Genomic DNA, 11,821 nt, shown 5'->3' on the forward strand with positions numbered 1-11,821 from the left:
AATTTGGGGGTTCTTCATTAGCATCTGGAGAACAGCTAAAAAAGGTATTTCAAATCGTTGTCTCAGATCCTGAAAGAAAGATTGTCGTTGTTTCAGCACCAGGAAAACGTTTTTCAGACGATATTAAGGTAACGGATTTACTAATCGATTGTGCGGAAAAGGTATTAGCAGGAGAAGAGATAGAGAGTGAATTTGCAACGATTATTGAACGATATGCAAGCATTGCGAAGGAGCTAGAGATTTCCCTTGATATCATAGACACGATTTCCCATGATTTAAAGGCATTATTAAATGGAAATAAAGAAAAGCCTGATCGCTTTTTAGATGCTATTAAAGCAAGCGGTGAGGATAATAATGCAAAGCTCATTGCTGCATATTTTCAACATCGCGGGGTATTAGCACAATACGTTAGTCCTAAAGAAGCGGGCTTAATCGTCTCAGATGAACCCGGCAATGCTCAGGTTTTACCGGAGTCATATGATAATTTATATAAGCTTCGCGATCGTGAAGGAATTATCGTGTTCCCAGGCTTTTTTGGCCATAATAAAAACGGTGATGTATTAACATTCTCAAGAAGCGGATCTGATATTACTGGTTCGATACTTGCCAATGGTGTGAAGGCGGATTTATATGAAAACTTTACAGATGTTGATGCAGTTTATTCAGTAAATCCTACTATTGTTCAAAATCCAAAGGAAATAAGTGAGCTTACTTATCGTGAAATGAGAGAGCTATCTTATGCGGGATTTTCTGTTTTCCATGATGAAGCATTAATTCCTGCCTTTCGAGCAGGAATACCTGTCAATGTGAAAAATACGAACAACCCTACTGCCCCTGGGACAAGAATTGTCAACGAGCGGGCAAATACAAACGGACCGGTCATTGGAATCGCAAGTGATAAAGGCTTTTGCAGCATTTACATTAGCAAATATTTAATGAACCGGGAAATTGGCTTCGGCCGTAGACTGCTGCAAATTTTAGAGGATTTTGGTCTTACGTATGAGCATGTACCTTCAGGAATTGATGATGTCACTGTCATCCTAAGACAAAATCAAATGGATAAAGAAATTGAAGCAGCAATTACGAAGCGAATTATTACTGAATTGCATGCGGATAAAGTGATTATTGAACATAATCTTGTCCTCATTATGGTTGTTGGGGAAGGTATGAGACATAATGTTGGGACAACAGCACGTGCAGCAAAAGCCCTTGCGAATGCTGGAGTCAACATTGAAATGATTAATCAAGGCTCATCAGAGGTTAGCATGATGTTCGGTGTGAAGGAAGCTCAGGAAAAGCGTGCAGTTCAAGCATTGTATAATGAGTTTTTTGTTGCGGTACCTGTATAAAATAGATGGAAGGCGCTAGTAAAATCTAACTGGCGTCTTCTTTTTTATATAGGATCTTATCAAAAAGTTGTTTTGCTTAAAGGTTAATTGCAGCTACTTGCTGCAGGAAGCGTGAAATAGGTGAGATCCCGTAAGTGTTTACCTTAAAGGCGGACCACCATCCCCCTGTAGAAAACGAGTATTCGTACTGAAATCCAACTAAAAACTAAAACTACAACGAAGTAAAATGCAACAAAGTCCATGAAAGGTTACAGGTAAATAAGGAACAGGCTTTTTTAGGTAAACGACTCAGATAATAATAGCTTAAATGGGTTTATAAAGAGCGGAGAAATCATATATACTGATAGTACTAGAGCAAACTAAGGTTGGAGTGTTTAGAAATGACGGTGACAATTGGAGAAATTGCCAAATTAGCAGGTGTTGCAAAAAGCACAGTGTCGAGATATTTAAATGGTGGACCAATCGGTGATAAGACAAGTCGAAAAATCGAGCAGGTTATTAATGAAACAGGCTATGTTCCAAACACCTTTGCTCGGAGCTTAAAGGCAAAGAAAACAAATATTATTGGAACAATTGTGCCAAGGTTAAATTCATATGCTACTTCCCAAACGTTAATTGGGATTGATGAGGAGCTAAAAGCGCGGGGTTATCAGCTTATTATTTCGAATACAAGCCAGGATTTAAAACGTGAAATTGAGAGTATTTACAGCCTGGCAAATCAAAAGGTTGCAGGAATTATTTTATTAGCAACAAAGGTAACAGAAAGACATCTTCAAGTTTTTGCAGATGTTAAAGTTCCTGTTCTTCTAGTAGGACAGCAAAGGGATGAGTGTTACAGTCTTATACATGATGATGAAGCGGCTGGGTATGAAATTGGCAAATATGTGACCGGACAAGGGCATAAAAATATTGTTTATTTAGGAGTAACAGAGGAAGATATCGCAGTAGGTGTTAAACGTAAGAAAGGATTTAAAAGAGCGACAGAAAAGGAGGAGGATTGCGAAATTCATTATGTGGAAACGAGCTTTAGCTTAAAGGAAGCAGTCCACATTTTCCCGCAGCTTTATCAAACATATCATCCAACAGCAATTGTTTGTGCAACAGATAACATTGCATTAGGAATAATGAAGGCAGCGCAAATGGAGGGACTAACAATTCCTCGGGATTTGTCGATAACGGGTTTTGGCGGCTATGATATAACAGAAATTATCCACCCCGGCATAACCACAGCTCAATTTTTCTATCAAGAGGCAGGAGTTCTTGCCGCGAACAGCATTGTAAAGCTTGTTCATCAGGAGGAAGTTGAGAAGCTGACAATTTCAGGCTTTGAATTAATTATTCGTGAAAGTGTTGACAAAATTCGCTAATCTTTATATACTTTACCTGAAACCGGTTCCAGTATCGGTTTTCATTTTATTGATATTTGGAACCGGTACCAAATTTCATAAAAAGTCGGTACACAATTGAATTTCATTTTTTTGTTCATTTGTGGAACCGGTTCTATATTTGAGGAAGGGTGAGGAAAATGGATTATTCACAAGCTGCAAAGCAAATATTTGATGCGATAGGTGGAAAGGAAAACTTATCTGCTGCTGCTCATTGTGCTACAAGATTACGACTCGTATTACATGACGAGGGGAAAATTGATCAGGCGAAATTGGATGGAATGGATATCGTAAAAGGAACCTTTTCAACAGGTGGCCAATATCAAATTATTTTAGGCGCGGGTATTGTTAATGAGGTTTATAAAGAGCTTTCGAAGCTAACGGGGATTGAGGAAATGTCAACAAAGGATGTAAGCAATGCTGGTTCGAAAAAGCTAAACCCTCTGCAGCGCTTTGTCAAAATGCTATCTGATATTTTTGTTCCAATTATTCCAGCAATCGTTGCCGGTGGATTATTAATGGGGATCAATAATTTACTGACAGCACAGGATTTGTTCATTGAAGGAAAATCATTAGTTGATGCAAATCCAAATCTAGCAGACCTAGCAGCAATGATTAATACATTTGCCAATGCTGCATTTGTTTTCTTACCGATATTAATTGGATTTTCTGCAACAAAGCGGTTTGGTGGAAATCCTTTTCTTGGGGCAACACTCGGTATGCTCATGGTCCATCCTGATTTGTTAAATGGTAATTCGTATGGAGAGGCTTTAGCGAATGGAGATATTCCTTATTGGAATATTCTTGGGTTAGAAATTGCAAAAATTGGTTATCAAGGAACAGTTTTACCTGTTTTAGTTTCATCCTTTTTATTAGCAAAGATTGAGGTTACTATCCGAAAGATTACCCCATCATCATTAGATAATTTGTTAACACCGTTATTTTCTATTTTTATTACAGGACTTTTAACATTTACAATCGTTGGTCCAATTACACGCACAGCTGGGAATTTATTATCAGACGGACTTATCTGGTTATATGATACAACTGGTTTTATCGGTTCAGCTATCTTCGGACTTGCCTATGCACCAATTGTTATTACAGGTATGCATCATAGCTTTATCGCAGTAGAGACACAACTGCTTGCAGATCTTGCGAAATCAGGAGGCTCATTTATTTTTCCGGTAGCTGCGATGTCTAATGTTGCTCAAGGTGCAGCGACATTAGCAGTATTGTTGTTAGTTCGGGATGCAAAATTAAAGGGGATTGCCTCAGCTGCGGGACTTTCCGCTCTTTTAGGAATTACGGAGCCTGCATTATTTGGGGTAAATCTTAAGCTACGATATCCGTTTATCGGAGCAATTATTGGTTCTGCGATTGCCTCAGGTTTTCTCGCGATTTTCCACGTTAAAGCTGTTGCTTTAGGAGCTGCGGGACTTCCAGGGATTATCTCAATCAAGCCTGGATCGATTATTTATTATATCATTGGAATGGTTATTTCATGTGCAGTTGCCTTTATTGTCACGATCATCTTAGGGAAGCGAGCAATGAAAAAACAAGGATAAGGTAAAACATTGGGGGAATCATGTAGATTCTCCCCTATTCATTCATACGGAAGCGATTATTTTAGTTAAAAGTAAGATCAATAGAGGAGTTTTGACCATGGAATGGACGAAAGAGATGAGATACCAAAGACTTGAGAATGTAAGTGAGGAAACGATGGAGGAACTGAGAGAAAGGGTGGAAAATTGCCAATGGAGGCAAACATTTCACATTCAGCCACCGACAGGTTTATTAAATGACCCGAATGGCTTCTCCTTCTACAATGGTGAATACCATTTGTTCTATCAATGGTTTCCTCTTGGGCCTGTACATGGCTTGAAATATTGGTATCATACGAAATCGAAGGATTTAGCTTACTGGGAGAATGTTGGGATTGCAATTAAGCCTGATCATTTTTATGACAGTCATGGTGCTTATTCAGGCAGTGGCATTGTGAAAGATAACGAGCTATATTTAATGTATACTGGAAATACAAGAAATGACAATTGGGAACGAACACCATATCAGGTCATTGCGATTATGAACAAGGATGGAGAGATTTCAAAACAAGCCAATCCGGTCATATTTGGTGTTCCAGATGGTTATACCGACCACTTTAGAGATCCGAAGCTATTCAAAAAAGGAGAGCATTATTATGCAGTGATTGGTGCACAAAGAGAAGATAAAACTGGATGTGTCGTCCTATTTGAATCAGCGAATCTACAAAACTGGTCGTTTTTAGGTGAAGTAAAAACAGATATACAGCCATTTGGTTATATGTGGGAATGTCCTGATTATTTTGAGCTTGATGATAAGGGAATTCTTGTTTTTTCACCTCAAGGTATATCCCCACAAGGTAATAGCTATCAAAATATCTATCAATCTGGTTACTTAATAGGTGATAAGCTTAATATACCTCAGCTAAAATTTTCACACGGTGATTTTGCTGAAATCGATCGTGGCTTTGATTTTTATGCCCCACAAACAATGCTTGCACCTGATGGACGAAGAATATTAGTTGGATGGATGGGGTTACCAGAGCTAGATTATCCAACAGATGAAAATGGCTGGGCTCATTGCTTAACACTTCCGAGAGAACTAACTTTAAAGGATAATAAACTCATTCAACAACCGGTAAAGGAATTGGCGAAGAGGCGAAAACGGAAAGAATCAATAAGAACAACAATAAAAAATGAGACAATTACCCCATTCAAAGGAACTGCCTTTGAGCTAATATGTGAAATAAACGCACTTCATGCAAAGTCTTTAGGTGTTGAGCTTCGAGCAAAAGAAAATGAAAAGACTGTTGTTGAATACAAAGTAAAGGAAAAAACAATCGAGCTTGATAGAAGCAAGTCAGGTAAGTCAGTTGGTGAAGAATACGGGACCGTGCGTCGCTGTACGTTAGAACAATGTATAAAGCTTCACGTATTTGTTGATATTTCATCTGTAGAAATTTTTATTAACGATGGAGAAGAAGTGTTTACAAGTCGAATTTTTCCTCAAGCAGATAGTGAGGAAATTCGTATTTTTGTAAATGATGGTGAAGCAAGCATTGTAGCTGAGAAATGGGATTTATCATAAGGGGGAAGCGAGATGGCTAAATTATTTGCAATAGGTGAACTTTTAATTGATTTTATTCCTGAACATAAAGGAAAGGCATTGAAGGATGTTGTTTCATTTGAAAGAGCTCCTGGTGGTGCTCCTGCGAATGTGGCAGCTGCAGTTGTCAAGGCAGGTGGAAAGGCTTCAATGATTACGAAGCTTGGTACAGATGCCTTTGGGGATTTTCTCGTTGAAACATTGAGAGAGGTTGGCGTTAACACAGATTATGTTTATCGTACAAAGGAAGCGAATACCGCATTAGCGTTTGTTTCCTTAAAGGAAGACGGGGAACGAGATTTTTCCTTTTACCGTAAACCATCTGCTGATTTGCTGCTACATGAAAACGAAATTGATGAAGGCTGGTTTTCTTCGGGAGATATTCTCCATTTCTGCTCAGTAGATTTAGTTGAAAGCCCAATGAAGCATGCTCACATAAAGGCTATTCGTTCAGCGCAGAAACAGGGGGCAATCATCAGCTTTGATCCAAATGTTCGCTTACCTTTATGGGAGAGCAGTGAAGAGTGCCGAAAAACGATTCTTCACTTTCTTCCAGAAGCAAATCTTGTCAAAATATCTGATGAAGAATTAGCGTTTATTACAGGAATAGAGGATGAAGCTCTTGCTATTCAATCGTTATTCGTAGGGAATGTGCAGGCGGTCATCTATACGAAGGGTTCAGCAGGTGCAGAGCTCTACTTAGCTACTAACGAGCATTTTACTTCATCAGGCTTCCAAGTTACTGTACAGGATACGACAGGAGCAGGTGATGCCTTTATCGGCGGATTTTTGTACAAGCTATTAGAAAAAGGTGCTTTCATAAATAATTTATCGGAAATTCTAAAAGACTTTCATCAAGATATTCTTTCATTTGCGAACGCATGTGGAGCTATTACAACAACGGGTAAGGGAGCAATTTCCTCTCTCCCTACTAAGGAGCAAGTTGAAGCATTACGAGATAGCTATGTATGATAATTGTCTATCATTGACAATCCTATTTGTTTTAAAGGGTTATTTATGTTAGAATATTTTTGATTAATGTCTAGCAGTCATTAATTTACTTTAGTCTCTTTTACGATAATAAATCATATAAAAATTATTCATAAAAAATAGATCGGTAAATGGAAGAATTTAACAAGTCTTTCCGTGGCCTAACTTCAGTTTTTGAGGTTAGGCCTTTTTTATTGCTTAAAATTGTAATTTGTCAGAATGATGTTGAAGTGAAGGCTTAAACATGACAACAGCTATAAATTACTAGTAAGCTCCGATTATTGATGGGGGTATAAGATAGATGATAAAAACAAAATATAATTATGAAGATATTACAAACTTAAATAGTTACATTAGCAAAATATTAAAGAAGAATTTTGGTAAAGGTCCAGCAGCCTGTTATACGTTTCTTACTGATGACATGATGTTTATCAATATTAAGAACTTTATCACTCCTGTTGAAGAAGTGCTTATAAAAAAGAATGAAGAACACCTTGCTCATAAGTCTCGGATGATTATTTTTGATGCAATTTTCGAGCAAATTCAAGAAGAGGTCAAAAGGGTGCTTAATATAGACTATACATCAATGTGTTATGATTGGAGCTTTAAGCATAATACAGGGTTAATTATTTTAACAAAAGACGAGCATTTCACTCAGACAGCAGAGCACTCATTAGAGGGAAATGAAAGCGTGAATTCGATAAAAAAAATATGTTCAAACGTCCATAATACCCAGGTTCAAATCAATCATGTCTCGCAAACGTCAACGGTTACGTATATTATCTACTCTGGCTTCATGTCAAAAATCGAGCATGCTTTATATGAAAAGGGGTATGTGGAGTTATTAATTGAATGGAGCAATGAATTAAAGGGCGAATATAAACAAAATAAACGTTTGTTTGAGCATGCTTTGCGAGCGGCAATCGACGATCATTTTGTCTTTTTAGATTTTGAAAAGGATAGAGGAATGATTGTTTTTTATCATACATAATTATTTTAGCTAATAAAAATTAGCAGATTAAGACATACTAAGGAAAAAAGGGAACGAATCAAGTTAAGAAAAATGCTATACATAAGCTTTAATGTCTTTACATGAATGAAAACTCTAAAATAGTGCATCCTTTAGAGGCAGTAATTATTTTCGTTCCCGAGCTTGAAAGAAGTGTTTATATGCAATTTCAGGATCAACTTAGCTCAATAAGTAGTTATACGAGTAAACTCCTTAGGAAAAGGTTTGGAAGAGGTCCAAGGACATGTCAGACGTTTGCTAATGAAAACTATCTTGTCGTATATATTCGTGGTTTCTTGTCTCCAATGGAGGAGGAGCTATTAAAACAAGGTGAATCTGAACATATTGAAATCTTAAGAAATGCAATCATTAAGCCGATTCTAGAAGAATTAAAGGGCATCATTCATGTTATATTTCAGGAGGATGTCGCTGAAACGTACCATGACTGGAATTTGCCAAATTACTCTGGACTATTAATCTTTGTATTAGAAAACCAAATTCATACATCAAATGAACAATTGTCATTTGATATCGGCAGGTTTGAAGCGAATATTGCCCGAATCAGTCAACTTGTACAAAAGATCCCTGATGAAATAAATTTATTTTTTTTAGCAAATCAGGTTTTGCTTGTCGAAAGAAAGGGTATATTAATACCGATTGAAAAAGCTCTAATCGATAGAGGGTTTGGTGAAGAGCTTAAGATGACAAAGGATGAGCTTGAGAAGACTTACTTCCACCGAGAAGGTAATTTTGTCGATTTGTTTAATAAAAGAATTGCCGACATCTTCATTGATTGGAATTTTAAAGAGGATAAGTCGTTAATGGGATTAATATTTAATGATAGGTAAATGCTGTGAATCATTCAGAATGACGTCACATATGGCCTAACTTCTTTTTACTAAAGGGGTTGGGCTTTTATTTTGTCTACCACCACTGTAAAAATTATGTTTTTTAGTCTCACCACACTCCAAGAAATCGATAAATAGAGCTTACTAGTTAAATGAAGTGTTTTCTAAAGAAGATGATTTATGTCAATAGACAACAAGGAGGTACTGTGTGTTGAAAAAAATAGTACAGGATAAAGACAGGGTTTACCTTATAACAAATTGTTTAGTTGGGGGTATCGGAATTATAAGTATTCTATTTCATGTACAATATCTGTTTATTGCTATCATATTACTTTTTTTGTTCGTGCAAATCATCTTATTTTTAAAGAATAAAAGACAAGAAGATAGCAGTTTTCTTTCTTTACAGCGAATCCCTTTTCCAGTAGTACAGACAGTAAATGGTAGAATTACGGATTTCAATTCAGCTTTAGCAGATTTTATCGGTATTCCTAATCGGAGTGAATTACTCGGTAAAGACCTCTATCATATTATTACATTAAAAGATGGGCAGGAAGGATTAGAAGACGATCAATCCGTATTACCGCAAAGTCGGTTAGGGATATTGCATTGTACGAATGGCGAGAAAATTGATATTGAGGTTATTAGCAACAGGATTCAAACTGAAAACTCAAAACAAAAGGAATATCATTTTATTAAGGATATCTCAAAATTTCTCGAAAGTGAAAGAAAATTACAGCATTCAGAACAGCTATCAGTATTAGGTGAATTAGCAGCAGGAATTGCCCATGAAATTAGAAATCCATTAACAAGTTTAAAAGGCTTTCTTCAATTGTCAGCAGGCTCAACTAAAAATAAAGATACATATAATGAAATTATGCTGCTTGAAATAAATCGAATAAATGCCATCGTTGGAGAATTACTTTTACTTTCAAAGCCTAAGGAAATGGACTTTAAGCCATGTAAGGTTATTCATTTAATCGATACGGTTGTAACAATTGCTAATACGCAAGCGGTACTTTACAACATAGAAATCATAATGGAGTATGAAAAAGACTTAGAAGCAGCTTCAATTCATTGTGAGGAAAATAAATTAAAACAAGTATTTATCAATCTATTGAAAAATGGAATAGAGGCTATGAAAAAAGAGGGTACTATCTACATACAGGTAAAGAAGAAAAATCATTATCTTTCAATTGTTTTTCAGGATGAAGGGCAAGGAATGTCAGAGGCACAGCTTCAACAGATTGGAAAACGCTTCTATACGACGAAAGAGGATGGAACAGGTCTTGGTTTAATGATTTGTTATAATATTATCGCAAAGCATAATGGCCAGATAAATGTAACGAGTGAGGTGGGGAAAGGAACGGCATTCGAAGTTCTTTTACCATACTAATTGTAGTGAATATCACAGTGAAAAGTTCCTTAATAATGGGGACTTTTTTTATTTCCTTGAAAAATTTTTAAAATAAGACGCTACTCTAGCACTTCTCTTTCCCTATATAAAAAATGACAGAAGTTTTAGTACATAAACTGTCAATTTAATTAAGGGAGAGAATAAAGTAATGGAAAAATTCAATTATGAAACTATAAAAAAATATCAATCATTTGCAACAGTAGAGGAAATGGACAATGCGGTACGCGGATTTTTATATAAGCATAAAGCGGAGCTATCAGAAGGGACTATGGCCGTTCTAATGCAAATTTGGCGACATTCTGTGAAAGTAATTGGCGTTTCATTTGCAAAATATGACTATATTGCAGAGCAGGCAAATGTAAGTCGTCGGACAGCGATCCGAGCAGTAAAGGCTTTAGAAGAACTTGGACTTTTTAAAAAGATCCCTACGGCAAGAATGAATGGAAAACGTGGTGTAAACATCTTAATACTTCAAGACTTTCCATCAATTGAATCGTTAAAACATAATCTGTCACCGCATGCTGACACTCCATGTGTCACTGCTAATAAAACAGAGAATAAGCAAAGCTCACTCTGTGAGAAAGAAATAAAACCTAATAACGTAAAAGAAGGGAATGTGGAGCCGTCAATGGAGCAGCTAGATGAAAGCTTTTTACCAGACTCTGTTCCAGAACAATTTGTAGCTGCAGCAAAACCATTTTTTCATGTGGTTGATATATATCGTCTTTGGAAGCGAGTGTTGATTGTTTACAGCAAAATGAAGCTGAAAAAGGAGTTAACAGATGTTATTGATCAAGTTGTATATGCCTTTAAACAAACTGTTTTTGCGAAAAAGCTAGGTAAAATTCAGTCTACCTTTGAAGGATATTTTTATAGTGTACTATACAATACACTTATCATTGAAAAACGGCGGGAAATGAAGCATAAGTTTTATGATTTTCTTAAGGACCCCTATTGAAGCAAGTGTACCTTTTACGTACGATAAGCTTAAAAAGGCCGCGGTTAAAGGCAGCCTTATCATGATTTTTTGCGCTTATTGCTAGAATTCTCGCTCATTTGCTGTTTTTCTGATTTAACAAGCTTTGATGTGCGAATTGTTTTCGATGGTAAATTATTATTAGGTGCAGCTTGCTCATTCCAATCTGCCATGGTAACAGCTCCTTTTACTTTTCGATCTTTTTGCCTCTAGTTAATTTTTCAAAAGAGGCCATAGATTTGTTTTGGTGAAAGGGGTGATGAAATGGATTTTTTTCATCGGAGAACTCTGGATCAGCTGTTACTTCAACTCCCATTTGAGTGCTTTCAGTTGATAATGGATCATTGATAATCGATTCCTTTTCACCGTCAAAATGAGGGGTAACGTCTCTATCCATGCAATTCAACTCCTTATAGTTTCGCTATTCTTAAGATATCGAAACGCTGCAATTCTATGCATTGGGAGAGAAAAAAGACTTCGATGAGAGATGTTCAATTTTGTAGGGGATACTTTTAAAAATGGGGAAATACTTTCGAATTTTAGGGAATACTTTCAAAAAGAGGAAAATACTTTCGAATTTTAAGTAATACTTTCAAAAAATGGAGAAATACTTTCAATTTCAAGTAGTACTTTCAAAAATGGGAGTTACTTTCATATGAAATTAAAGGCCTGCAAACAAAAAAGAACAACCCACGAAGGATTGTTC

General features: G+C 36.5%; 11 protein-coding genes. 9 read left to right on the forward strand and 2 right to left on the reverse strand.

What is annotated here, in order from left to right; all coding sequences use genetic code 11:
- The 9 genes from HU235_RS23930 to HU235_RS23970 form a co-directional block, all read left to right on the forward strand.
- Nucleotides 1-1,349 (forward strand): aspartate kinase (locus tag HU235_RS23930; RefSeq protein ID WP_174881824.1); only part of this gene is annotated, 1,349 nt, incomplete at its 5' end.
- Nucleotides 1,350-1,729: 380 nt separating this feature from the next.
- Nucleotides 1,730-2,716 (forward strand): LacI family DNA-binding transcriptional regulator, encoded by a 987-nt coding sequence (locus tag HU235_RS23935; protein WP_174881825.1) that lies wholly within the window; start codon nt 1,730-1,732, stop codon nt 2,714-2,716.
- 158 nt (nt 2,717-2,874) lie between these two features.
- On the forward strand, nt 2,875-4,299 hold the full coding sequence (locus HU235_RS23940) for a sucrose-specific PTS transporter subunit IIBC (protein ID WP_095300494.1): 1,425 nt from the start codon (nt 2,875-2,877) through the stop codon (nt 4,297-4,299).
- Between the two features lie 97 nt (nt 4,300-4,396).
- Entirely contained in the window at nt 4,397-5,860 is a 1,464-nt protein-coding gene (locus HU235_RS23945; RefSeq protein ID WP_095300496.1) for a glycoside hydrolase family 32 protein, read from the forward strand.
- Nucleotides 5,861-5,872: 12 nt separating this feature from the next.
- Nucleotides 5,873-6,850, forward strand: coding sequence for a carbohydrate kinase family protein (locus HU235_RS23950; RefSeq protein WP_174881826.1), 978 nt, complete (start codon nt 5,873-5,875; stop codon nt 6,848-6,850).
- A gap of 319 nt (nt 6,851-7,169) precedes the next feature.
- A complete protein-coding gene (locus HU235_RS23955) occupies nt 7,170-7,859 on the forward strand; it encodes a Na-translocating system protein MpsC family protein (RefSeq protein ID WP_174881827.1) in 690 nt (229 codons plus the stop codon).
- 179 nt (nt 7,860-8,038) lie between these two features.
- The gene (locus tag HU235_RS23960) at nt 8,039-8,725 is read left to right on the forward strand and encodes a Na-translocating system protein MpsC family protein (RefSeq protein WP_170944348.1); all 687 of its coding nucleotides are present in this window, start codon (nt 8,039-8,041) and stop codon (nt 8,723-8,725) included.
- 211 nt (nt 8,726-8,936) lie between these two features.
- Nucleotides 8,937-10,118 (forward strand): ATP-binding protein, encoded by a 1,182-nt coding sequence (locus tag HU235_RS23965; RefSeq protein WP_174881828.1) that lies wholly within the window; start codon nt 8,937-8,939, stop codon nt 10,116-10,118.
- 169 nt (nt 10,119-10,287) lie between these two features.
- Entirely contained in the window at nt 10,288-11,097 is an 810-nt protein-coding gene (locus tag HU235_RS23970; protein ID WP_174881829.1) for a helix-turn-helix domain-containing protein, read from the forward strand.
- A gap of 59 nt (nt 11,098-11,156) precedes the next feature.
- On the opposite strand, the gene HU235_RS25355 is transcribed toward HU235_RS23970, so the two are convergent.
- Both HU235_RS25355 and HU235_RS23975 read right to left on the reverse strand, forming a co-directional pair.
- Complete coding sequence (locus tag HU235_RS25355) at nt 11,157-11,288, reverse strand: hypothetical protein (protein ID WP_255451818.1); 132 nt, start codon at nt 11,286-11,288, stop codon at nt 11,157-11,159.
- Between the two features lie 14 nt (nt 11,289-11,302).
- Nucleotides 11,303-11,512 carry a hypothetical protein gene (locus HU235_RS23975; protein ID WP_095300508.1) on the reverse strand — a complete coding sequence of 70 codons (210 nt, stop codon included), beginning with the start codon at nt 11,510-11,512 and terminating at the stop codon, nt 11,303-11,305.
- Nucleotides 11,513-11,821 lie beyond the last annotated feature (309 nt).

The organism is Metabacillus niabensis (assembly GCF_902829255.1).
In the GTDB taxonomy this organism is placed as follows: domain Bacteria; phylum Bacillota; class Bacilli; order Bacillales; family Bacillaceae; genus Metabacillus; species Metabacillus niabensis.